20 protein-coding genes are annotated in these 23,253 nt (G+C 41.9%); 6 read left to right on the top strand and 14 right to left on the bottom strand.

Annotated features, from left to right (window positions below; translation table 11 throughout):
* The first annotated feature begins 99 nt into the window (after positions 1-99).
* Positions 100-1,056 carry an HTH-type transcriptional regulator MetR gene (gene metR, locus AC4IFO_RS19025; RefSeq protein ID WP_490736773.1) on the top strand — a complete coding sequence of 319 codons (957 nt, stop codon included), beginning with the start codon at positions 100-102 and terminating at the stop codon, positions 1,054-1,056.
* Here metR and AC4IFO_RS19020 read toward each other — a convergent pair.
* From AC4IFO_RS19020 to AC4IFO_RS19010, 3 genes are all read right to left on the bottom strand, one after another.
* Entirely contained in the window at positions 941-1,840 is a 900-nt protein-coding gene (locus tag AC4IFO_RS19020; RefSeq protein ID WP_490736771.1) for a carboxylate/amino acid/amine transporter, read from the bottom strand. The genes metR and AC4IFO_RS19020 overlap by 116 nt on opposite strands.
* 57 nt (positions 1,841-1,897) lie before the next feature.
* Positions 1,898-3,547, bottom strand: a complete 1,650-nt coding sequence (locus AC4IFO_RS19015) for a Na+/H+ antiporter (RefSeq protein ID WP_490736769.1) — start codon at positions 3,545-3,547, stop codon at positions 1,898-1,900.
* A 257-nt stretch (positions 3,548-3,804) separates the two neighbouring features.
* On the bottom strand, positions 3,805-5,151 hold the full coding sequence (locus AC4IFO_RS19010; RefSeq protein WP_490736767.1) for an NCS2 family permease: 1,347 nt from the start codon (positions 5,149-5,151) through the stop codon (positions 3,805-3,807).
* 638 nt (positions 5,152-5,789) lie between these two features.
* On the opposite strand from AC4IFO_RS19010, the gene AC4IFO_RS19005 reads away from it, so the two are divergent.
* Positions 5,790-7,475 (top strand): ArnT family glycosyltransferase, encoded by a 1,686-nt coding sequence (locus AC4IFO_RS19005; protein WP_490736816.1) that lies wholly within the window; start codon positions 5,790-5,792, stop codon positions 7,473-7,475.
* A gap of 32 nt (positions 7,476-7,507) precedes the next feature.
* Here the strand turns inward: AC4IFO_RS19005 and AC4IFO_RS19000 are convergent, their stop codons facing one another.
* On the bottom strand, positions 7,508-8,704 hold the full coding sequence (locus AC4IFO_RS19000) for an MFS transporter (protein ID WP_490736765.1): 1,197 nt from the start codon (positions 8,702-8,704) through the stop codon (positions 7,508-7,510).
* A gap of 186 nt (positions 8,705-8,890) precedes the next feature.
* The gene (locus tag AC4IFO_RS18995; protein ID WP_490736763.1) at positions 8,891-9,643 is read right to left on the bottom strand and encodes a sulfite exporter TauE/SafE family protein; all 753 of its coding nucleotides are present in this window, start codon (positions 9,641-9,643) and stop codon (positions 8,891-8,893) included.
* A gap of 211 nt (positions 9,644-9,854) precedes the next feature.
* Between AC4IFO_RS18995 and AC4IFO_RS18990 the strand changes: the two genes are divergently transcribed.
* A complete protein-coding gene (locus AC4IFO_RS18990) occupies positions 9,855-10,415 on the top strand; it encodes a helix-turn-helix domain-containing protein (RefSeq protein ID WP_490736761.1) in 561 nt (186 codons plus the stop codon).
* On the opposite strand, the gene AC4IFO_RS18985 is transcribed toward AC4IFO_RS18990, so the two are convergent.
* The 4 genes from AC4IFO_RS18985 to ivbL form a co-directional block, all read right to left on the bottom strand.
* Positions 10,412-11,074: an alanyl-tRNA editing protein gene (locus tag AC4IFO_RS18985; RefSeq protein ID WP_490736759.1), complete on the bottom strand. Its 663-nt coding sequence runs from the start codon at positions 11,072-11,074 to the stop codon at positions 10,412-10,414. The two genes, AC4IFO_RS18990 and AC4IFO_RS18985, sit on opposite strands and share 4 nt — an antisense overlap.
* Before the next feature lie 168 nt (positions 11,075-11,242).
* A complete protein-coding gene (ilvN, locus tag AC4IFO_RS18980; protein WP_047756595.1) occupies positions 11,243-11,527 on the bottom strand; it encodes an acetolactate synthase small subunit in 285 nt (94 codons plus the stop codon).
* A gap of 2 nt (positions 11,528-11,529) precedes the next feature.
* Complete coding sequence (gene ilvB / locus AC4IFO_RS18975) at positions 11,530-13,227, bottom strand: acetolactate synthase large subunit (RefSeq protein WP_275076685.1); 1,698 nt, start codon at positions 13,225-13,227, stop codon at positions 11,530-11,532.
* A 103-nt stretch (positions 13,228-13,330) separates the two neighbouring features.
* Complete coding sequence (gene ivbL / locus AC4IFO_RS18970) at positions 13,331-13,420, bottom strand: ilvB operon leader peptide IvbL (RefSeq protein WP_219249565.1); 90 nt, start codon at positions 13,418-13,420, stop codon at positions 13,331-13,333.
* Between the two features lie 338 nt (positions 13,421-13,758).
* Here ivbL and AC4IFO_RS18965 point away from each other — a divergent pair, with 338 nt between their 5' ends.
* Both AC4IFO_RS18965 and AC4IFO_RS18960 read left to right on the top strand, forming a co-directional pair.
* Positions 13,759-14,928, top strand: coding sequence for an MFS transporter (locus tag AC4IFO_RS18965; RefSeq protein ID WP_490736757.1), 1,170 nt, complete (start codon positions 13,759-13,761; stop codon positions 14,926-14,928).
* Positions 14,929-15,181: 253 nt separating this feature from the next.
* Entirely contained in the window at positions 15,182-15,589 is a 408-nt protein-coding gene (locus AC4IFO_RS18960) for a helix-turn-helix domain-containing protein (protein ID WP_219245580.1), read from the top strand.
* 277 nt (positions 15,590-15,866) lie between these two features.
* On the opposite strand, the gene AC4IFO_RS18955 is transcribed toward AC4IFO_RS18960, so the two are convergent.
* Positions 15,867-16,385, bottom strand: coding sequence for a single-stranded DNA-binding protein (locus tag AC4IFO_RS18955; protein WP_490736755.1), 519 nt, complete (start codon positions 16,383-16,385; stop codon positions 15,867-15,869).
* 453 nt (positions 16,386-16,838) lie between these two features.
* Here AC4IFO_RS18955 and uvrA point away from each other — a divergent pair, with 453 nt between their 5' ends.
* The gene (gene uvrA / locus AC4IFO_RS18950) at positions 16,839-19,673 is read left to right on the top strand and encodes an excinuclease ABC subunit UvrA (protein WP_490736753.1); all 2,835 of its coding nucleotides are present in this window, start codon (positions 16,839-16,841) and stop codon (positions 19,671-19,673) included.
* Between the two features lie 39 nt (positions 19,674-19,712).
* On the opposite strand, the gene AC4IFO_RS18945 is transcribed toward uvrA, so the two are convergent.
* The 4 genes from AC4IFO_RS18945 to alr form a co-directional block, all read right to left on the bottom strand.
* Positions 19,713-20,036 carry a type II toxin-antitoxin system RelE/ParE family toxin gene (locus AC4IFO_RS18945; RefSeq protein WP_490736751.1) on the bottom strand — a complete coding sequence of 108 codons (324 nt, stop codon included), beginning with the start codon at positions 20,034-20,036 and terminating at the stop codon, positions 19,713-19,715.
* Positions 20,011-20,241, bottom strand: a complete 231-nt coding sequence (locus AC4IFO_RS18940) for a ParD-like family protein (RefSeq protein ID WP_225820729.1) — start codon at positions 20,239-20,241, stop codon at positions 20,011-20,013. The genes AC4IFO_RS18945 and AC4IFO_RS18940 overlap by 26 nt, the downstream gene beginning before the upstream one ends.
* 271 nt (positions 20,242-20,512) lie before the next feature.
* A complete protein-coding gene (locus AC4IFO_RS18935; RefSeq protein ID WP_490736749.1) occupies positions 20,513-21,709 on the bottom strand; it encodes an amino acid aminotransferase in 1,197 nt (398 codons plus the stop codon).
* Positions 21,710-21,809: 100 nt separating this feature from the next.
* Positions 21,810-22,892: an alanine racemase gene (gene alr, locus AC4IFO_RS18930; RefSeq protein WP_490736747.1), complete on the bottom strand. Its 1,083-nt coding sequence runs from the start codon at positions 22,890-22,892 to the stop codon at positions 21,810-21,812.
* Between the last annotated feature and the right edge of the window lie 361 nt (positions 22,893-23,253).

The following is a 23,253-nucleotide window of genomic DNA, read 5'->3' as shown; positions in this document are numbered from 1 at the left end:
TTAAAATATTTAGCCGTCTAGATGTTTACACATCCATAATCAACAGGTACTGTATAAAGCACAAGCGCAAATATTTCATTGTCACCGTGAAGGTTTCTCATGATCGAATTAAAACATTTAAAAACATTGCAAGCGCTCAGCCAATACGGTTCATTAGCGGCAACAGCAACACACTTGCACCAAACACAATCGGCTCTGTCACATCAGTTTAGTGATTTAGAGCACCGGTTAGGCTTTCGCTTATTTGTGCGAAAAAGCCAGCCATTACGTTTTACGCCACAAGGGGAAGTGTTACTGCAATTGGCACAGCAAGTACTGCCATTGGTCAAAGATGCCATTCGTGTCTGTAATGAGCCGGGGGTTTGTGCGCTGCGTATTGCTATCGAATGCCACAGCTGCATCCAATGGCTAACACCTGCGTTGCAGCAGTTTAGGCAGACTTGGCCGCAAGTGAGTGTCGATTTCAAATCAGGTGTAACTTTCGACCCACAACCTGAATTGCTTTCAAGAGAGCTCGACCTTGTGATGACATCCGATATCCTGCCTGACCAAGGTATTCATTACACGCCTATGTTCGATTATGAAGTGAAACTGATTGTGGCAAGTGACCACCCGCTCGCGAAAAAACCGCAAATAGCACCCCACGATTTAGCGGATGAAACCTTATTGCTCTACCCTGTGCAACGGGAACGCTTTGATGTTTGGCGTCATTTTCTGCAACCTGCGGGCGTTTCACCGAACGTAAAAAATGTAGATAATACGCTGATTCTAATTCAAATGGTCGCGGCCAAAATGGGTATCGCTGCATTACCCCATTGGGCAGTTGATTCCTTTGAAAAACAAGGATTGATTAAAACTAAAACGTTGGGAAGTGGGTTGTGGAGCCGACTGTACGCTGCATGCCCTGAAGGAGAACAGCGCCAGCCAGCTATTGAGGCATTTACTGAGACCGCGACGGATCACGCTGTGGAGAACCTTTCGTATGTGAAGCCCGCGAAAGTATCCAGCGCTTATGCACCCAAAGAGACGCAATTATTAGGCTCGATCCAATGGTAAAACTCAACCAATTAGGATGTTGCTGCCAAATGGCGAAATTCACTAATAAACCAGCTGGAACCATCATGTTATTCATGATAGCTAGGGTTCCAGCATCTACTTTTGTCGCCCCATAGTTCCACATAAAATAACCAATACCGGATGCAGCAACACCAAGCCACAGTAGCACTCCCCATTGGAGGTTTGTGGTTGGCATCATGGATTTATTACCAAACAGTAACCAGCCAATGAGTGCCACTAAGGTTGCGCCCAGATAGAACCACGAGAAAGCCTGATGTTGAGGAATGGGATGTACCTCCATCAAACGCTTATACCCTACCTGCCCGATAGCAAAAAAGATATTGGCTAATTGCACGAACAAAAGCCCTAGCCAGAACGATTCACTCAAATGATCATAGCGAATAATTGCCGCACCAATCACCGCCAACAAAGAGCTAAATAAATACCCTTTACGCAGTGGCTGACGCTCTAATAAATCATAAATTAGTGTGACATACAGTGGCGTTAATACTGTGAATAGCAAAAATTCCGCCACAGTTAGGTATTGATAGGCATGGAAAACAAATAGGTACATGATCCCAAGCTGGCAAGCGCCCACTAACATATAGAGTGAAATCACTTTAGCGCTAAATTGACGCCAACGTAGGAAAGGTAGGAATACCATTGAAGCAAGGCCAACACGCACTAACACTGAAAACCAGCTGTCGACTTGGCCTGCTAAATATTCACCAATCAAACTAAAAGACGCTGCCCAAAGCAGCGTCGTGATAACGAGTAACCACATAATGCTGTATTCTGTCTCAAACTAAAGAATGTTGAGTAGAATACTCGGTTTTTCGTTTTAATGCTCTTTTTCGATCAGCACGGCTTCTAATAAATCCAAGTCGACCAATAAAGATTGCAGGGTTTCATTGCTGATTTTTTTCGTCGCACGTAAGTGATAAAGTTCACCACGTTCAGCACGCAATGCCGTCAGGCGAAAACGTCGTTCAAGGTCTTCAATTTGCAAATTATGTTCAATTTCATCTTGCCCCGCCGTACGGCGTCTCAAATAACCCGTTACACGAGAAGCGACTTCACTGATATCTTCTGAGTCGAGCTTTTCATCCACGTCCGCAGATAAACGCTCCTCCATTTTATTCAAACTGACAATCGCCACTTCAGCCATTTTAGCCTTCGCCATCCGAATTTCGCTGGCATCCGCTTCTTTGTCGCCCACTTTAAAGTTTCGCAGTAATAATGGCAGTGCTATCACCCCTGCAAAAATGGAAAACAAAATAACTCCCGCAGCGATAAACACAAGCTGATAGCGGGCAGGGAACGGTGACCCATCCGTTAAAAATAGCGGTATAGAGAGCACACCCGCTAAGGTAATTGCCCCGCGCACACCCGCAAATGACGCCAACCACAGTTCACGCACAGTATAATTCGCAAATTGCAGCGGTTTTTTCTTTAAGAACAAACGGCTAAACCTTTTCATCAGCCACAGCCAACAAAAACGCAGTAATAACAAGGCAAAATAAATCGCAGCAACCGCGGTAAATAACATCCATGTCTCAACACTTGGGTCGAGATCTGCTTGAATAACCGATGTTTCCCATATACCAGGCAACTGTAGCCCTAACATGATGAAAACTAAACCGTTAAATACAAACTCTAACATCGACCAAACGCTATCCGCCCGCAAACGCATCGCGAGAGGTGCATTGCGGATCACGCCAGATTTAGTGATTGTCATCCCTGCCGCAACGGCAGCTAAAATACCAGAAAAACCAATATGTTCAGCAATCATGTATGAGGCAAATGGCAGCAATAACATAAAGACAATTTGCGTCGCAGGGTCATCCCCACTCCAGCGGCTCATTAACCGTAAGGATTTACTGTACAACCACGTTACAATAATCCCTGCTAATAAGCCCCCTACAGCAACTTTGAAGAACTCAATAGTCACCCCTGAAGCGCTAAACACCATAGTTCCCATCGCAATAGCAACAGCAAATTTCAATGCCACCAGACCGGAAGCATCGTTCATCAATGCTTCACCTTCAAGGACACTCATCATGCGCTTCGGAATTCGCCCTTTTCCAACGATAGAAGACAACGCAACCGCATCTGTTGGCGAAAGTACCGCAGCAAGTGCAAAGGCAGGAATCAATGGAATGCTAGGTAGTAACCAGTGAATGAGGAACCCCATTCCCACAACAGTAACTAAGACCAAAACCAGTACGAGAATAAAAATTTCTCGGCCATTTTGGAAAAATTCGCGAGTGGGTGTTTTCCAACCATCAACAAACAGCAAAGGTGGGATCAATAGAACCATAAACAATTCAGGATCAAAGGTGACATGCAAGCCAAATTGCGGCCAAGCCAACAATGCACCAATCGCGATTTGAATAAGTGGAAGCGGAATACGGATAGGAAGAATTTTAGCGGCAACCCCTGAAACAGAGACGGCTAAAATCAAAATAAGAATAGTAAAGAAAATTTCCATGTTGCCCTTACTGATTAACCAGACGACCAGAACTCAAAATTGCCTGCCGCCGCATAGTAAGAGATAGCACCGTCCAGACCTCGATTATGACAATCAAGCGGCTACGAGTGGAAAACAGCACATCCACTTAATTCACCGCTCTATGTCTATTCTATCGCTAGCCACCGTTCTATGGGAAAAAAATTTATACATTGCGATTAATCAAAATAATGCGTTACAAGACGGTAACAACCCCCGCCTTGTAACTAGAATTAACTTTAGATTGCTAAGTCAGCAGCATAAAATGCCACCAAAAGGACCGCAATCACAACAGTTCCGATATTCAGTTTACGCCATTCACCTGCACAAATACGACCAATCACTAACGCGGCGAAGCCAAGCATAATACCCGTTACGATATTGCACGTCAGGACAATAAACACTGCACACAACAGGCCAGACATTGAATCAACAAAGTCATCAAAATCTAATTTTGAAACGTTGCTTAACATTAACAAACCAACGTACATCAGTGCAGGTGCTGTCGCATAAGCCGGTACGAGGTATGACAATGGAGATAAGAATAGGATTAACAAGAATAAAACACCGACAACAACGGCGGTTAAACCAGTACGACCACCTGCGGCGGTACCAGCAGCGGACTCAATATAAACCGCCGCGGGTGAAGCACCAATTGCACCTGCAAAAATGCTGCTTACAGAGTCAGCGGTTAATGCCTTTCCGCCGTCAATGATTTGCCCGTCTTTATCTAATAAGTTAGCTTGCCCAGCTACTGCGCGGATAGTGCCCGTCGCATCAAATACTGCCGTCATTACCAATGCCAATAAACTTGGTAATACCATTGGCTGTAATGCCCCCATGATATCCATGTTGAACACCAACGAAAGGCCATCATCACCCAGTGATGGTAATTTAAATAGGCCTTGATATTTCACCGAAGGGTCGAAAATCAAACCAATGATTGAAATCGCAATAATCACTAATAACACGCCACCTGGCACACGGCGTTTTTCCAATCCGAAAATAACAGCGAGACCCGCGAGTGACATTAAAACAGGGAAAGAGGTAAATTCACCTAACGCGACAGGTAAACCTGCATTTGGGTTTTTAATCACTAAACCGACACCATTTGCCGCGATCAGTAATAAAAACAGGCCAATACCAATTCCCGTCCCATGAGCAATCCCCATTGGCATGTTGCGTAAAATCCAGCTACGAATGCCTGTGACAGAAATAATCGTAAACAGACACCCCATTAGGAACACCGCACCTAACGCAACAGGAATACTAATTTGCTGACCTAAAACTAAGCTGAAAGCGGTAAAGGCGGTAAGTGAAATGGCACAACCAATGGCCATCGGCAAGTTTGCCCATAACCCCATGAGTAATGAACCAAAACCCGCCACTAAACACGTTGCAATAAACACGGCAGTAGGCGGGAAACCGGCCTGCCCCAACATACCAGGCACAACGATAACAGAATAAACCATCGCTAAGAATGTCGTTAGCCCTGCGATGATTTCACGACGAACGGAAGAGCCGCGCGCGGTGATCTTAAAAAATGAATCCAATTTGCAGTTGGATGAAGCCTGTTGGCCTGACATGGTATACCTCTGCTGTTAATGGTAATCGAACATTTTAAAAGCCAGTAAGTTTGTATGCCCATCTTGCTGACTTATCACACATTCGCTGACGTAAACGATTACGTTTTTATAAAAACCAAATGAATTAAGGGAAAAAACCTCAATAAAAACAATTGCGCAATCGTTTGGCTTAAAAATAAGAGTAAGGCGTATTGTGAGGAGAGCAATTATCGTTCGAAAACGGGCAAATGATCAAGTGTTTTTAGTTTTTTGCATGCATCTCATTCCATTTTCAACCTAGAAAAATAGAATACCCGCCAAAGAAAAATTCAGTTATGTGAATAATACCGATTTTTACTCACCTTTTATTAATAATAAAATAAGTGGAAATAACTAATTCAGTTTCATATAGACTTTGTTTAGATAGCACGATTATTTTCTTTGGTATAATCACCGAATATTTGCTTACAAAACGTTTAGCTAACTCATTATTATTTCATGGTAAAATAGTTTAAACATGCATTATAAAATAATATTTTTTAACAGAGTAAATATATCCGTTACTCAGTAAATATTATTTTTAAAAATATAAACTAAATTATTATTTACCATGGTTATTGTTTTATTTTTATCACAACGAATTAAAGTCTTAAATGAATATGTCAAATAAAAATACACCATCAATCACGTTACAACAGGGTGTTTTGCTGCTTTTTATCTGTTTTCTTGCTCTATATTTACTCCCTGGTATTTATAGCCATAGCCCATGGAAACAAGATGAAAATTACAGTTTTGGTATTATTCAAACCATGTATGAAACAGGGCAGTGGCTCGTTCCAACCAACGCGGGCGAGCCCTTTATGGAAAAACCCCCGCTTTATTATTGGGTCGCGACCCTAACCTCCCATTTATTTTCAGGGGTTATGCCACTTTATGATGCGGCACGAACCGCCAGTTTGTTTTTCTCGGTGGTTAATTTTTCATTTTTTATTCTATTGGCTCGCCGCTTTTTTATTGCAAAAGACTTTACCGATACCCGTATTTGGATTGCATTTGCACTGTATGCTTGTGCGCCAGGGATCCTCCGCCATAGCCATGATATGTTTACTGACGTCGCCCTAATAGCAGGTGCAACAATCGGGCTTTATGGGTTATTAGGCTTGATCCAACAACAAAAAATGGGCATGTCTGCCATTTGGCTTTGCCTAGGCACCGTTGTAACGATGCTCTCAAAGGGCGTCTTTATCCCCGGTGTTCTGTGGATCTGTCTGTTATTAGCCCCTGTATTTTTAGCCCAATGCCGAACAAAACAATTTTGGCTCTACAGTTTTGCTGCTGGGTTGCTCGCCCTTCTTGCTATTCTCCCTTGGCCTATTTTACTTTACTTGCAACACCCTGATTTATTTATGGTATGGTTTTGGGAAAATAATATCGGGCGCTTTTTTGGGTTTTCTGTTGAAAAACTAGGTGCAAAAGCAAATTTAACACGTATTCCTGCGGCCGTTTCATTGTTTGCCCTTCCATCCGGTTTGCTGGCTGTGGCTTACTTCTTACGCCACCCAATTCAACGCTTAACTAATTCCAACGCCTACTTACTGACGCTATTCCCACTCTTAGGTATCGTTTTTTTGCAAATCTCAGCATCCGGTCGGGCATTGTACCTTCTCCCTTTTATCGCACCGATGGCCATTATTGGCACCCCTGTGCTGTTAGCGATCCCTGAAAAAGTCTTAAATGGGCTTTCGCGTTTCTGTGCGGTATTTTGGTCATTAGTGGTCGTGTTTTTGTGGATCAGCTATTTCATTGTACTAACGGGCCACCATCAAGAATATTTAACACTGTTTAGCCGCTGGCTTCCTATGAGTTACCAAATGCCTTTTTCCGCTATCACTTTTTTCTGCGGGGTATTTATTACACTTGTTTGGTTCTTGCGTAACCGGATCATCCCAAACCTTTCCCCTGCGTTTCAAATGATGAAAAACTGGGTGCTTGGTCTCTGCACTGTTTGGGGCGTGATCTTAACGTTATTTTTGGGTTGGATTGATTACACAAAAGGTTTCGAAGGGGTCTTTGTCGATTTAAAACAACATTTAGCAGGGCAATATACTGCTAATGATTGCATGGCTTCCGATAACATTGGTGAATCTGAAGCTCCAATGTTGTACTACTACACAAAAGTTTTGCATCAAAGGCAAGATAGGTTCGAAAAACCCGAACAGTGCCGCTGGCTAATCGTGTTATCAAAAGAGGTAAAACCAGCGCCACAAGGCATGAGATTATTTTGGCACAACCATAGGCCTGATGAATACCGTGAAAATTTAGTGGTTTATAAAGTCACAGAATAAATTGAAGCGGGTGCAAAAACACCCGCTAAAAACTAATATGTCGTTTGTTCAGTAACTTGGGCACTATATTTCTCACGGGTAAACCACAAGAAAATAGCGGCAGACAAAATCAGTAAAATAGGTAAGCCTGACGGCGAAATTGATGTCGCCACCCCTGCGAGCAGAGGCCCAGATAAGTTGCCAATCCCCCACAACATCGCTGCTGCTGCATTCGCAATAATCAGCTCATTCCCTTTAAAATATTGGCCAATTTGCACCAATGCAATGGTATAAATTGCACCTGCCGTTGCACCCAACACAAATAATAATACCCAAATTAAATAAGGCTGAGTGATGGTGAAAGGCAGTAAAATACTGGCAGCCAATGTCACAACACCACAAATTCGATAGAGTTTCTCTCGATTCATATGGTCGGCCAACCAGCCAAAAGGCAGTTGCATAATTGCATCACCCGCTAAAATCGCACTAATCATTAAGGCAGCTACCGCTTCCGTGTGCCCCATTCCCATTCCATAGATAGGGAACATGGACAAAATTGTGCCATCAAAAAAAGCGAAAAATAAAATTCCGCCACAAATTCCCGGAGCAACTCTCACAAATTGAATAATGGAAAAATTTGATTTTTCTGCTGAGGCAGCAATACGATCACCCACTTTTTGATCCATTAAGATAAATAACACAACGGAAATAAGGTGGATCAGGGTACAGATAAGTAAAGGGGATTTATCTTCCACACCATAATAAGCAATAAAAGAAGGCCCGAGTAGCTGGCTCACAGTGAATACCGTGGTGTAAATCGCTAAAATTCGGCCCCGCTTATTTTCAGGTGATAACTCATTAATCCATGTTTCACCTAAACAAATCATGACACCACTTGCTAACCCTGTGATTAACCTTAAAGGAAATAATAACCAAAGAGGCAATGTGCTTAATAACGGCAATAAACTAATACCTGAAATAATAGTGGCAATTAACATTGCCTTGCGCTTGCCTGACCATTGCACAATGCGTTGTACAACAGGAGCTATTAGAAACATTCCTAAAGCTGGCGCCGCTGAAATAATGCCTATCGTGAGTTCGTTAACGCCATAATTGTTTAATCTCAATGCCACCATTGGAATACTTAGCCCAATGACGATACCGATAACGGCAATACTGGTAGTAATGGTAAAAATAGCAAATGAAGGGGAATGTCGAAAATTTTGCAAACACTGATTATCAGAGCTCATTTTGGTATTAATCTAAATCCTTAATTAACGAATTAGATTTTAACTCCATAAAATTAATTATTAATAATATAAAAAACCGCCGCATTACGTATGAACCCAATAATGCCAGCGGTGATTGTAGCATGTTGCTTATATTCCGCTATTTATCTTTAAAAATAAACTTGTGTTATTAGGCGAAATTTATAATTAAAGAACAAAGAAATATCGATATAACAAGGCAATACCTGAAACTAAAATAACGAGATTAATAATTTTCAAAAAGGCTTCACGAGAGATTCTTAATGTAATATGCCTTCCTACCCAAGTTCCAATCAACATAGCAGGGCAAAATGCTAATGCAATCAATAAAATATCAAGATTAAGATACACCCCCATAACGAGGAAAATCACCACGCGGGTTAGTGTACTAAAACCAATTAACGTCATTTGGGTAATACGAAAGCGCTGTTTATCTTCAATACGGCTTGATAAATACATTGCATAAATAAAACCACCGCTTCCAAATAATGCGCTAAAAACGCCCCCAATCAGGCTAAAAGGCACAACCAGTGCTTTTGAAAAGGGTTTTTGGGCTTTTTTTGAAAAAAAAGCATTTAATACATAACCAATAACAAAAATCCCTAATAAAAAAACTAAAATATCGGGTCGTGTTTTTAATAAAATGGCAGCACCTATTAAACTTCCCACTACCATGAGTGGAATTATCCATTTTATTTCCTGATAATCCGCGTTTTTTCCATCTTTAAATAAATTTAACACAGCAGCTGTTAAGTCAATTAAAGCCAAAATTGGAACAATCATATTCAATGGCAAATACATTGCTAATACAGGCGTAGCAATGAGTGCTGAACCAAACCCCGCCATTCCAAAAACAATATAAGCAAACAACAATGTCGCAAAACAAATCGCCATTTCTGGTGCGAATAATTCAAACGGCATAGCACTAAACTCCGAAAGTTTTTAACACTCAAACTATAGTTTTTATCGTATTTATTAAATAGTTTTATTTTTTTAATTTTTTAAAATTCAAATCTCTATCAAAAAATCAGATAGCGTATTGAAATAACATGGATAACCAAGAATATGTGATTTGATTCTCTGAGTGATGTAGAATTAACACGATAAACCACTGTTCAGGGAAAGGCGCAACATGGAAAAAAAAATTAATATAAAAATCGGCCAAAAAGTTCGTTTACTCCGACAAGCGAGAAACCTTTCGCTTAACGAACTTTCTCGTCTTTCCGGTATATCGAAAGCAGCACTATCGAAACTCGAATCTGGTGACTCAAACCCACGCATTGATACACTAGAAGCTATCGCGATTGCACTGCGATTTCCCTTAAGTGATTTATTCACACGACAACATGAGACCTACCCTTATTTAGTAAAATCAATGCCAAGTGATGAAGATGAATATTCTCAACAATTTAAATTCCGCATCAGCATGGGTAATATCTCAGAAATCTGGCAATTAACAATGAAACGGGGGGCAATTATTAACAGCCCTGCTCACATGACGGGAACCCATGAACATATTATGGTTAACTCAGGTTCGCTCATGTTACGCTTAAACAACGAGCAAAATGTTGTCTTAGAAGCAGGGGATTTTTATGCATTTAGCGGCGATTTTCCCCATACCTACTTATGTATGGACGGTGAACTTCAAGCAACTGTCGTAATGACATACTCTCATATCAGTGACGGTGTTTAAGCAGTTACATGCTGTGCATCATAGCTGATACGCAAAGTGCCTTTTTTAAATTTCATCGACTTAATAGAAAAATGGCAAATACTATCTAATGAAGAAACATGTGTTCCCCCGCATGGCATCTCTTCCGTTTGGTCGATATAACTTATTCGCATTTCGCCATTTTGCTTTATATCAACCTTGCGAGCACTCTGTAAGCTTTCATTAATGATGCCTTCAATTTGCGCGCTATCAAGCTCTTCAAAAGGCGTTACCTGATTTTCCATCATGGTAAATTCCACTCTGGATTCATCTGGGAAGTGGTGCCCTTTTTGTGCCATCCAGCCAAAACGGCGTAATTCCCAATTCAGCAAATGCCCTGCGGTATGAAGTGCAGCATAACGTTGGCGTTTCTCACTATCCACTTTCGCAATGACCCTGTATTCAGTATTGAAAGCGACACTTTCAGGTAAATAAGCAACGATTAGCCCACTCGGTTGTTTCCTAATCCGAACGCTGTGTTCATTAATCCAAGCCGTATCCGCAGGTTGACCACCACCTTGAGGATGGAAAATATTTTCTTCAAGTGCAACCCAGTGCCCTTCTTCATCAATCCCTTGGTTAACTAGCTTTGTCTCTATTTCATATAGATAGGTATTAGAAAGATAGATATTGTTTTGCATCTTTTTTTGTTCCTTTTATTCTTCAACGTAAACTGAGAAACTTTTTATTTATCTTTCGATGTTATATCACCGATGTTCGTTTTAAGAAACCCTGAATTTGATATTATTTGGCTAAAAAATAAGCCCATACCAAAGTATGAGCTTTTTTAAATAATCTAAGCTTAAGAATTACTGCAAATAATTTTGCATTGTTTCAAACAGCTGTAGGTTATCGCTAAAGCGAACTTCCCTAACATCTTCAAGCTTTTCAACTTGGTTAATCATTTGCGATAAGCGTTCGTCTTTTTGGACTAATAACCAAATACGACTCTCGTCTTTATCCTTAATTGGCATACAAAGAATACCATCTACGTTAAATGCTCGGCGCGCAAACAGGCCACAAATATGTGACATAACCCCTGGATGGTTACGAACAATTAACTCTAAAGCAATTGGGTGATGTTCAAGTACCATAATTACGCTCCAATCATATCAATATTAGCGGCACCCGGTGGAACCATTGGATATACCTTCTGATTCACATCGATCAGGGCATGAATTAAACAAGGGCCTTTGGTATTCATTACTGCTTCCAGCGCCATTGCAGGGTCTGCCTCATTATTCAAATCACAGGTTTGTAAACCAAACCCTGCCGCTATCTTAATAAAGTCAGTTTGGTACGGATAAGCTGCAGCAAATATGCGATTTTCAAAAAATAAATCTTGTTGTTGATGAACCATGCCCAGCGCTTGGTTATTCATCAAAACAATTTTGATATTTAATTGGTGCTCAGCTGCTGTCGCTAATTCCTGAATATTCATCATTAGGCTACCATCACCAGAAAAACAAACGATGGTTTTTTCAGGCTCAGCCAAGGCAGCACCAATCGCAGCAGGTAAACCAAAGCCCATCGTCCCTAAGCCACCTGAAGTCAGCCATTGGCGGGGACGAGATAACGGATATACCTGCGCAGCCCACATTTGATGCTGGCCAACATCTGTCGTGACAATGGCATCCTCACCCGCAGCGCGGGCGGCTGCTAACACCAGCCCATAGTGGTTTAATGGGTTATCTGCTTCACTCAAGTTTAATGGGTATTTTTCTTTTAGCTCATCAACTCGTTTGATCCATTCACTTCGCGTATTTCGCTCAACCAATGGCAGCAATAATTCTAAAATTTGCCCTGCGTCTGCATGGATAGCAATGTCTGGGCGCTTAATTTTACTGATTTCCGCTTTATCGATATCAACGTGAATAATTTTGGCATTAGGGCAAAATTTTTCGGCTTTTCCGATGGCTCTATCGTCAAAACGAGCCCCAATAACAATCAGTAAATCCGATTCTTCCATCACCATATTGGTACTTGCTGCGGCATGCATCCCAAGCATCCCTAAGTACAATGGATGTCGCATGGGGACAGTACCCAATGCCATCAAGGTCATGGTTGTAGGCAAAGAGGCTTTTTCCGCAAATGCAATCGCCGTTTCTGTCGATGCAGAGCTGATTACACCACCACCAAAATACAACACTGGACGTTTGGCTTCGTTGATCATCTGTGCCGCTTGGATCACTTTTTCCATATCAAATGTTGGCGCTTTATCTTTCGGTAAAACTTCAGGTATCTCAGTTAATTCTATGGTCGCGGTTTGAACATCTTTCGGTATATCAATCCAAACTGGTCCCGGGCGACCTGATTCAGCAATACGAAAAGCATCACAAATCACCTGCGGCAAATCATTTATGCTGCGAACCAAGTAGTTATGTTTGGTAACTGGAATAGAAATACCATAAGTATCAACTTCTTGGAATGCATCAGTTCCTATCATTGAAGAGGGTACCTGCGCCGTAATACAAACCAACGGGATAGAATCTAATTTTGCGTCGGCAATGGCAGTCACTAAATTGGTTGCCCCAGGGCCACTCGACGAAATACACACCGCAGCTTTACCCGTTGTACGAGCAATGCCTTGAGCAATAAACCCAGCCCCTTGCTCATGACGAGCAAGAATATGGCGAATTTTTTTACTTTTTCCTAGTGCGTCGTAAAAAGGCAAAGCTGCCCCGCCAGGAATACCCGAAACAGTGGTAATGCCATGTTTTTCCAGTAAATATACTATTAATTCTGCGCCCGTATAACGGGTTTTCTGTGGTGATGTGTTGCCCGATTCGCTCATCATAATTATCCTTTGCTAGCCTGCGGATTTGAGCGAGAGTGAATAAAAAACCCCGCTCGGTTTGCGCCGGCGGGGTTTCTAAATCTGCGTTGATTTGTACCCGTTACGGCGCTAAGCCCACGACCACCACCACACGCACGACCACCGCAGCACGTGGCGCGGTTAGTAGTAGGTTTGAGTGATTAAAAGTCATGTTCACGGGTTTTTCCTGTTTTAGTCTGTCTGTTTAATTGTTCGTTGTTTTCTTAACTCCCTTTAAGAAAACATAATTTTTTTATCCTGACAATCATTTTTTCGTTTTCCAGCCCTCATCCCTCTTAAATGAGAGCATCATCACACTCAATAAAATCAACACTATTAACTCAATTTTAGCCAAAATTAAGTTTTATCGACTATTGCATTAAGGCTTACTTTATCACTTGACTTCAAGTCAACTTGAAGTTGTAGCATAGAAGCTCAGAGCATCAGTACTCAAACAAAAATCATACCTAATAAATTGATTTTATTATTTTTTATAAGAAAGAGGTTTCTATGCCAAGGTCTGTCTGGTGGTTAGCCATCACACTTGCATTATTTATAACAGGGAATGCCATTGTTCTTTCCGTTGCCGTGGTCATTGGTGAAAACCTCGCAATCGACCCAAAACATGCAACCATTCCCCTATTAAGTCAGTATGTTGGCTTAATACTGGCAACAATTCCCATTGCCTTTTTGATGCAAAAATATTCGAGAAGAATTGGGTTTATTATCGGGAATATTGGCGGGCTAATTGGTGCAGGCCTGTCCATTATTGGTGTTTTAGAAAGTAATTTATTCTATTTCTCTGTCGGCTTATTTTTCACCGGCATTGCGATTGGAACTGCACAACAATTTCGTTTTGCCGCTATAGAAGAAGCCCCTGTTTCCTTACGGGCGAAAGCGATTGGCCTTGTGATGAGTGGCGGTATTGCCGCTGCCTTAATTGGCCCAACACTGGCTATTACGACCCAAGGATTTTTTGCAAAGTATCCGTTTGCAGGCCCTTTCATCACATTAGCGGGTATTTATGTTATCGCATTTATTTTATTGCTCATCGTGCCCCTGAAAAAAGTGGTGAAAGCACCACACGATGAAAACGTAATAAAACGAAGTTATAAAGCATTGTATTCACAGCCAATACTGAAATTAATCGCAATTGTCAGTGCCATTGGCTATGCCATTGTTGTCTTTACTTTTGCCTCTATTCCGCTATCGATGAAGCAACATGGTTTTCCTTTTTCATCAATCGCAATTGTGTTTCAGCTTCACGTATTGGGTATGTTTGCTCCCTCATTTTTTACAGGGACATTAATTCACCATTTAGGAGCAAAACGCATTATTTTATGTGGCATCATTTTATTAATTTTATCTGCGGTGATGAACTTATTGGGTAATGATTTTTATCACTATTTGTTATCTGGTATTTTTGTTGGCGTGGCTTGGAATTTAATTTTAATCAGTACGACTAATTTACTGCCACACAGCTATGAAGCGCATGAAAGAGCAAAAGTGCAAGGAATGACCGATTTTCTAATCTACTTTTTTGGTGGTGTCGGTAGTTTAGCGGCTGGCGTACTCTTTTTCACCTTCGGATGGCAAGCAATGAATATGTTATCCATCGTGGTTTCACTCGCTATCTTTATCAGTTTTTGGGGCCTCAAAAAATATATCCCAACACACTGATCAACATAAACAGCTTCGATCCTTATCATTATCTTGTTTACCGTAGGATAGAAGCTCAATTATTACTCATTTACGCGTTTATTGATAAATATATTATCTTAAGGCAAACACTACTGGTTAAAGATTAATTTAAATTCGCTATTAATGCCATTTAACAAATTAACAGCCTGTATTTGCACTTGTTTAGTATTTATTTATTGGCGGTTTACTTAATGAGGGATATGATTAAAAAGTAACTCGTAGGAAAAACATTATGTATAAAGAAATCCCTGTTCCCTATAATGGGAAATACACAGAGTTTCAATCTACAGTTGTTAATGAAATAATCGTTTGGATTGAAATGAACTTAACTAGTCGCCTATTACTGGATGACATCGCACTAAAATCTGGATATACAAAATGGCATTTACAAAGAGTATTTCGTAAGGTTGTTGGTATGCCCTTAGGTGAATATATTCGCCGAAGACGGATTTGTGAGGCAGCAAAAGACCTCTGCACCACAGAACTACAAGTAATTGATATTGCATTAAAATACCAATTTGACTCCCAACAATCTTTTGCAAAGCGATTCCGTGCTTATTTAGGCACATCGCCGTCAATCTACCGAATTTCCGGTGAAAGTCAAAATGACCCTTTACTACTGGAACCCAAAGTAGCCTGATACGCAATATGAAAATACAATTTGCACTTACCCTTTTTATTCCACCTTCAATACAAAGCCCCACGTAAGTTAATTACTGGGGCTTTTTTATTATTTAAATTACCAATTAAAAATTTCTTAATTTAAAATTAATAATTCCTTAAGGTTTTAAATTTTTTTTATTTTAATATTCTAATAAAAAACTTTATTATCAGCTAATATTTTAAATGTGATTTTTAGATAAAATAAAGGCCTCTCTAGGAAGCCTTTAATATTGTTAGCTTATTACAGTAACGAATTAGAATGGAATATCGTCATCGAAATCCATTGGTGGTTCATTAGTTTGTGGAGCTGGTGCTTGTGAGCGTGCTGGTGCCCCGCCGCCACTGAATTGTTGTGCCGCTTGTGGCTGCTGAGGTTGGCCCCAACCACCTTGACCACCTTGACCTTGTGATGGTGCATCACCGCCACGACCACCTAACATTTGCATTGAGCCGCCAATGTTCACAACCACTTCAGTTGTGTAGCGATCTTGACCGCTTTGATCTTGCCATTTACGCGTTTGCAAAGAACCTTCGATATAGACTTGTGAACCTTTTTTCAGGTATTCACCTGCAACTTCAGCTAATTTGCCGAAAATTACCACGCGATGCCATTCTGTTTTTTCGCGCATCTCGTTAGTTTGCTTGTCGCGCCAGCTTTCAGAAGTTGCCAGAGTCAGGTTTGCCACCGCTCCGCCGTTAGGCATATAACGGATTTCAGGATCTTGCCCTAGGTTACCGATAAGAATTACTTTATTTACGCCTCTGCTGGCCATTTATTACTCCTGATGCATTGAATTTTAATCTCTGGATTAGCCCTGAAGTTTACCAACGACCGAGCCGATTTGCACCAACAATTGAAATTGCGTCTCTAAACTTGCGAAACGCTTTCCAGAGTTAAGTGAAATTCTAGAGTGCTTTTGCCAGTATAGACAAAAAATAATACACACCGCATCTATCTTTTCGATAAATTCTGGCTTTTGTTTTCCAATTTCATCATTAAAACGTCCTACTCTAAATAGTTCAATTCACAGCTAGGCGGCAAGCAAAGATATCGCAGGGAGCATACATAAGTATGTGACCTGCGTAGCTGAGCGCAGCCAACACCGCTGTGGGTTGAAATCTGACGAGTAGGAAAATATAACGACCACTGTATATCCATTCAGGGAAAATTATGTGATAATGATCGCTTGCGATTGTTCAATATCAAATCATCCGGGAAGTGGTAAATGGATAATATCGAAGTCCGCGGCGCACGCACGCATAATCTGAAGAACATCAATCTCGTTATCCCTCGTGACAAGCTGATTGTTATCACGGGTTTGTCTGGCTCAGGAAAATCATCTTTAGCCTTTGACACCCTATATGCTGAGGGTCAGCGCCGGTATGTTGAGTCCCTATCAGCCTACGCTCGGCAGTTCCTCTCCTTAATGGAAAAGCCTGACGTAGACCATATTGAAGGGCTATCTCCTGCGATTTCGATTGAGCAAAAATCCACTTCTCATAACCCACGTTCTACAGTGGGAACAATCACTGAAATTCATGACTACTTGCGGTTATTGTTTGCGCGGGTAGGTGAGCCTCGTTGCCCTGATCATGACATTCCATTAGCGGCACAAACCGTCAGCCAAATGGTTGATAATGTTTTAGCGCAGCCAACGGATCGCCGCATGATGCTGCTTGCGCCTGTCGTTAAAGAGCGTAAAGGGGAACACGTTAAATTACTCGATAACTTAGCGAGCCAAGGCTATATCCGTGCAAGAATTGACGGGGAAGTTTGCGATCTTTCTGATCCCCCTAAACTTGAATTACAGAAAAAGCACACCATTGAAGTCGTGGTGGATCGTTTCAAAATTCGTGATGACATTGCCCAACGTTTAGCTGAGTCATTTGAAACTGCGCTAGAGCTTTCTGGTGGTACCGCCGTTGTTGCCGATATGGACGACCCACAAGCAGAAGAACTGGTCTTCTCTGCTAATTTCGCGTGCTCCGTTTGTGGCTATAGCATGGTGGAATTAGAACCGCGCCTGTTTTCCTTTAATAACCCCGCAGGTGCTTGCCCAAGCTGTGATGGCTTAGGGGTTCAGCAATTTTTTGACCCTGAACGCGTACTGCAAAATACCGAAATTTCTTTAGCTGGCGGCGCTATTCGCGGTTGGGATCGCCGTAACTTTTATTATTTTCAGATGCTGATGTCATTGGCTGAACACTATAAGTTTGATGTTGAAGCCCCTTATGATTCACTCGGCCCAGCAGTGCAAAAAATTATTTTGTACGGCTCAGGCAAAGAAACCATTGAGTTTAAATATCGTAATGATCGCGGTGATATTACCGTTCGCCGCCATCCATTCGAAGGTGTTCTCAATAATATGGAGCGCCGTTATAAAGAAACGGAATCCACCGCCGTTCGTGAAGAACTGGCGAAATACATCAGTAACCGCCCTTGTGTTTCCTGTAATGGAACGCGTTTACGTAAAGAAGCGCGCTTTGTGTTTGTTGAAAACACCACGTTACCTGAAATCGCGGATTACAGCATCGGCCATGCCATGGAGTTTTTCCAAAACTTAAAACTCAGTGGGCAACGCGCACAAATCGCCGAAAAAGTACTGAAAGAAATTGGTGACCGCCTTAAATTCTTAGTTAACGTTGGCTTAAACTACTTAAGTTTGTCACGCTCTGCCGATACCTTGTCGGGTGGTGAAGCCCAGCGTATTCGCCTTGCCAGCCAAATTGGTGCAGGTTTAGTCGGTGTGATGTATGTGCTTGATGAGCCTTCTATTGGTCTGCATCAACGGGATAACGATCGCCTGCTAGAAACCTTGATCCACTTGCGTGATTTAGGCAATACCGTGATCGTCGTAGAGCACGATGAAGACGCCATTCGCGCTGCCGATCATGTGATTGATATCGGCCCAGGTGCCGGTGTGCATGGTGGTCAAATTGTTGCCCAAGGTACATTAGAAGATATCGTGGCTAACCCAGATTCCTTAACAGGTAAGTTCTTAAGTGGCGAGCGACGAATTGAAATTCCGAAGCAGCGTGTTCCTGTCAATAAGGACAAAATGCTGACGGTATTTGGCGCAAAAGGTAACAACCTGAAAAATGTGACATTAAAAGTGCCAGTCGGGTTATTTACCTGTATTACGGGCGTATCTGGCTCAGGGAAATCGACACTGATTAACGACACATTATTCCCAATTGCCCAGCGCCAACTCAATGGGGCAACCACCATTACCCCTGCACCTTATTTAGATGTTGAAGGCTTGGAACATTTCGATAAAGTCATCGATATTGACCAAAGCCCAATCGGGCGAACACCGCGTTCTAACCCTGCGACTTATACCGGTGTGTTTACGCCAGTTCGTGAATTATTTGCAGGGGTACCAGAATCCCGTACTCGAGGTTATAACCCGGGTCGTTTTAGCTTCAACGTGAAAGGTGGGCGCTGTGAGGCCTGTCAGGGTGATGGCGTTATCAAGGTTGAGATGCACTTCTTACCCGATGTCTACGTACCGTGTGACCAATGTAAAGGCAAGCGTTATAACCGCGAAACCTTAGAAATCAAATACAAAGGTAAGAGCATTCATGAAGTTCTCGATATGACTATCGAAGAATCTCGTGAATTCTTTGATGCGGTTCCTGCTCTTGCTCGTAAGCTGCAAACCTTGATGGATGTGGGTTTATCCTATATTCGCCTTGGTCAATCAGCGACCACGTTATCAGGTGGTGAAGCACAGCGTGTTAAGCTGGCGAAGGAGCTTTCCAAACGCGGTACTGGGCAAACTATTTATATTCTAGATGAGCCAACGACAGGCCTGCACTTTGCGGATATCCAACAGCTTTTAGTCGTACTGCATCAGTTACGTGACCAAGGCAACACCATTGTGGTCATTGAACATAACCTTGATGTGATTAAAACAGCAGACTGGATTGTTGATTTAGGCCCAGAAGGGGGCAGTGGCGGTGGTGAAATTCTCATTGCAGGTACACCAGAAGAAGTGGCTGAATGTGAGAAATCCCATACTTCAAGGTTCTTAAAAACCATTTTAGAACGCGGCTATTAAAACAAAATAACAAAAAGGAAGTCATTAGTGGCTTCCTTTTTACTTGATTAATTTTAAATCACTTTTTGTCTGCTTCTTTTGTTTTTCATAATAATTTTCATGTGAGCCAATACTCAAAAGGTATAGCGCCAACCGCGATGAAACCCACGAATATCCTAATAATACCACCAATTCATTGAGCCTAAATTTGTGAACACGTAAATAATCAAGGTCACCTTTTTTTAGCTCGCCAATCAATGGATTGTCAATAATACGATCGATTTCATCCTCAACGACTTTTAAATCGTTCTCTGGCATTTTCTTGAGTACTTTTTCGAACCGAGCTGATTGATAAACTTCAATCTCGTTTTGTTTTTCGAACATATCGAGATACCTTGTTGTTCTCGACCTCAACCTGAGCCAATAACATCTCTTCAATAAAGCGGTAAGACAAATCAGGGTTATCTTCAGCTATCCGGCCTATTTTTGCCCAATGTTCAATTTGTTTTGGAACACTTCTGCTTTTCGCTTCTGCATGAATTTTAGCTTCAGATACGAAATCATCATCTAATCGAACTGAAATCGCCATAATTTTTCACCTACTCACAAAAGGTTTATTTTATAAATATCATTATGTTACTAGATACTGAACATAATGGGTTTCACGTCATGATGATATTGCAACCTTTTCATATCCTGAACAATATCAGACAACAGATCGTGTCGCTTGCAGGTAGGTCAATCATACATCACCCAAACCAAAATGCAACATTTTGTCGCAACATGCAATCTTAGACATAAAAAAACGCAGGCCTTAACCTGCGTTTCGATAATCAACAACATATTCAATTAACAGATAATTACTGGCTAACCGCAGCAAATGCCTCAACGATACGTTTTACATTATGACGGTTGACGCCTGCCATACATACACGGCCTGTGCCCACTAAATACACTGCAAACTCATCTTTTAGGCGAGCCACCTGTTCTTTAGTGAAACCGGTATAACTGAACATTCCGCGTTGTTTCAATAAATGGTCGAAGTTTTTGGTTGGTAACGCTTTTTTCAGCTCATCCACCAGCACAGTACGCATGTCTAAAATACGTAAACGCATTTCTTCTACTTCTGCTAACCATTTTGCTTTTTCTGCACTGTTGGTCAGCACCGCAGCCACAATTTTTGCCCCATTAGATGGCGGGCTAGAATATAAACGGCGTACACCCGCTTTAAGCTGGCCTAATACGCGATCGCGCTCATCGGTATTTTCACAAATAACCGATAACCCACCCGCACGCTCGCCGTAGATACCAAAGATTTTAGAGAATGAATTGCTGACAAATACGGTTAAGCCCGCTTTGACCATCGCTCTAATCGCATAAGCATCTTCATTGATACCTTCAGCAAAACCTTGGTAAGCAATGTCTAAGAATGGGATCAGTTTGTGTTCAATCGCCACTTTCGTGACTTCATCCCACTGCGCTGGCGTTAAGTCAGAACCGGTTGGGTTATGGCAGCATGGGTGCATTAAAATGATACTATTTGCTGGCAATTTCTTGAACGTTGCGAGCATTTCATCGAATTTAACGCCTTTAGTTTTTTCATCAAAGTATGGGTAATAATGAACTTTTGTGCCCGCACCTGAGAAAATAGAGGCATGGTTTTCCCACGTTGGGTCACTGCACCAAACTTCTGAGTCAGGATAATATTGATGTAAGAAATCTGCGCCGATTTTTAATGCACCTGAGCCGCCAATGGTTTGCACTGTTGCAATACGCTCTTGTGCAATCAGCGGGCAATCTTCACCAAATACCAGTTTTTGCAGTTCAAGACGGTAATCTTTTAAACCTTCCATTGGCAAATACAAAGAGGCACTTGCTGGTAACTTGTTAAGTGACGCTTTAGCGGTACCCACCGTTGCCAGCTCAGGCGTTTTACCTTCGCCATCGTAGTAAAGACCAATACTCAAATTAATTTTGTTATTGCGAGTGTCTTTATTAAATTCATCCATTAACGACAAAATTGGGTCGCCCGGATAAGCATCAACATGTTCAAACACAGGACATCTCCTAATCATTATTTGGCGCTGATAATGTCAGCGCACATTGCGTTATTCAGCGTGATTATTACGTTGTTACTTGAAAATAACCCTTTGTTGACTATTCGTCTACATATTCCATCGCAACACGTGAGGTCAATTTGGTGAGTAACTCATAGTTGATAATGCCCGTTTGTGCGGCAATTTCTTCAACTGGCAGTCCATTCCCCCATAAAACCACGTCATCACCCACTTTATCGGTGGCGTTTAGCCCTAAATCCACGACAGTCATATCCATCGAAATACGGCCAATAATCGGCACTTTTCGCCCATTAATTAATACTGGCGTCCCAGAGGGCACATTACGTGGATAGCCATCCCCATAACCAATGGCAACAACCCCAAGGCGAGTATCTTTCTCACTACACCACGTTTCACCATAGCCAACACATTGGCCTGCTGAATGTTCTCTCACTGCGATTAAGGTGGATTTTAAAGTCATGACTGGCTGTAAGCCGAAATCTGCTGCACTTTTTCCTTCTTGAGGAGAAGCGCCGTACATCATGATGCCGGGACGAACCCAGTCATAGTGAGCTTCAGGCCATAATAGGATACCAGCGGATGCCGCAATGGACTTTTCACCCTCTTTGCCTGCAATAAACTGTTTAAAACAGTCGATTTGATGCTGAGTGGTTGGTAAGTGTGGTGCATCTGCTTGGCAGAAGTGGCTCACTATATTGATAGGTAATTCAACGTTTTGGCAGCGTTGTAGGCGTTGATAAAAATCCTCAGCGTCTTTTGGCAATACACCAAGGCGGTGCATCCCAGTATCCAATTTCATCCAAACTTTGAGGGAATGCGGTAACTTAGCCGCTTCAAGCATTTCAAGCTGTTCAACACAATGGATAACAGTGTCAATTTTGTGCTCAGCCATCAACTCGAGGTCTGCTTGCTCAAAAAAACCTTCCAGCAAGACAACGGGTTTTGTGATGCCATGTTGGCGCAGTAGCAAAGCCTCATTCAACCTTGCCACGCCAAAGCCATCCACCAACGCTTCCACTGCACTTCCCACTCCAACTAACCCATGACCATAAGCGTTTGCTTTAACAACTGCAATCAGTTGGCTATTTGGGGCAATTTCTTTCACCCGTAGCAAGTTGTGTCGCAGAGCGCGGCGGTTTATCAATGCGGTTGCCGCTTTCATGATCCCCTCGTTTGTTTCTCTCTAATTTGGCCAAAAATTAAGCTGCACGTTGGCAGCTCAATATATTCTCTCTTTGTTATACGCTAAAAAATATCAATTTCCATTCGATAGTTCTTTTATTTTTATGGATCATTTAATTCCAATACTCTAAATAGTTTGAGTTGTCGCTAGGCGGCAAACGAAGATATCGCGGGGAGCATACACAAGTATGTGACCCGCGTAGCTGAGTGTAGCCAACACCGCGACAGCGCAAAATATGACGAGTAATTCCAATACACCAATCTCAATACTCTAAATAGTTTGAGTTGTCGCTAGGCGGCAAACGAAGATATCGCGGGGAGCATACACAAGTATGTGACCC

It is taken from the genome of Providencia sp. UF-224 (genome assembly GCF_058245955.1).
This window is presented reverse-complemented; position numbering and strand designations above follow the sequence as displayed.

Excerpts from the sequence above, each read along its gene's own strand:
- uvrA (WP_490736753.1), top strand. The coding sequence starts at position 16,839 with ATGGATAATATCGAAGTCCGCGGCGCACGCACGCATAATCTGAAGAAC.
- ivbL (WP_219249565.1), bottom strand. The coding sequence starts at position 13,420 with ATGACTTTTAATCACTCAAACCTACTACTAACCGCGCCACGTGCTGCG.
- AC4IFO_RS19000 (WP_490736765.1), bottom strand. The coding sequence starts at position 8,704 with ATGAGCTCTGATAATCAGTGTTTGCAAAATTTTCGACATTCCCCTTCA.
- AC4IFO_RS19015 (WP_490736769.1), bottom strand. The coding sequence starts at position 3,547 with ATGGAAATTTTCTTTACTATTCTTATTTTGATTTTAGCCGTCTCTGTT.
- AC4IFO_RS19005 (WP_490736816.1), top strand. The coding sequence starts at position 5,790 with ATGTCAAATAAAAATACACCATCAATCACGTTACAACAGGGTGTTTTG.
- AC4IFO_RS18945 (WP_490736751.1), bottom strand. The coding sequence starts at position 20,036 with ATGTTCGAAAAACAAAACGAGATTGAAGTTTATCAATCAGCTCGGTTC.
- ilvB (WP_275076685.1), bottom strand. The coding sequence starts at position 13,227 with ATGAGCGAATCGGGCAACACATCACCACAGAAAACCCGTTATACGGGC.
- AC4IFO_RS19010 (WP_490736767.1), bottom strand. The coding sequence starts at position 5,151 with ATGTCAGGCCAACAGGCTTCATCCAACTGCAAATTGGATTCATTTTTT.
- AC4IFO_RS18960 (WP_219245580.1), top strand. The coding sequence starts at position 15,182 with ATGTATAAAGAAATCCCTGTTCCCTATAATGGGAAATACACAGAGTTT.
- alr (WP_490736747.1), bottom strand. The coding sequence starts at position 22,892 with ATGAAAGCGGCAACCGCATTGATAAACCGCCGCGCTCTGCGACACAAC.
- ilvN (WP_047756595.1), bottom strand. The coding sequence starts at position 11,527 with ATGGTACTTGAACATCACCCAATTGCTTTAGAGTTAATTGTTCGTAAC.
- AC4IFO_RS18995 (WP_490736763.1), bottom strand. The coding sequence starts at position 9,643 with ATGCCGTTTGAATTATTCGCACCAGAAATGGCGATTTGTTTTGCGACA.
- AC4IFO_RS18990 (WP_490736761.1), top strand. The coding sequence starts at position 9,855 with ATGGAAAAAAAAATTAATATAAAAATCGGCCAAAAAGTTCGTTTACTC.
- AC4IFO_RS18955 (WP_490736755.1), bottom strand. The coding sequence starts at position 16,385 with ATGGCCAGCAGAGGCGTAAATAAAGTAATTCTTATCGGTAACCTAGGG.
- metR (WP_490736773.1), top strand. The coding sequence starts at position 100 with ATGATCGAATTAAAACATTTAAAAACATTGCAAGCGCTCAGCCAATAC.
- AC4IFO_RS19020 (WP_490736771.1), bottom strand. The coding sequence starts at position 1,840 with ATGTGGTTACTCGTTATCACGACGCTGCTTTGGGCAGCGTCTTTTAGT.
- AC4IFO_RS18940 (WP_225820729.1), bottom strand. The coding sequence starts at position 20,241 with ATGGCGATTTCAGTTCGATTAGATGATGATTTCGTATCTGAAGCTAAA.
- AC4IFO_RS18965 (WP_490736757.1), top strand. The coding sequence starts at position 13,759 with ATGCCAAGGTCTGTCTGGTGGTTAGCCATCACACTTGCATTATTTATA.
- AC4IFO_RS18985 (WP_490736759.1), bottom strand. The coding sequence starts at position 11,074 with ATGCAAAACAATATCTATCTTTCTAATACCTATCTATATGAAATAGAG.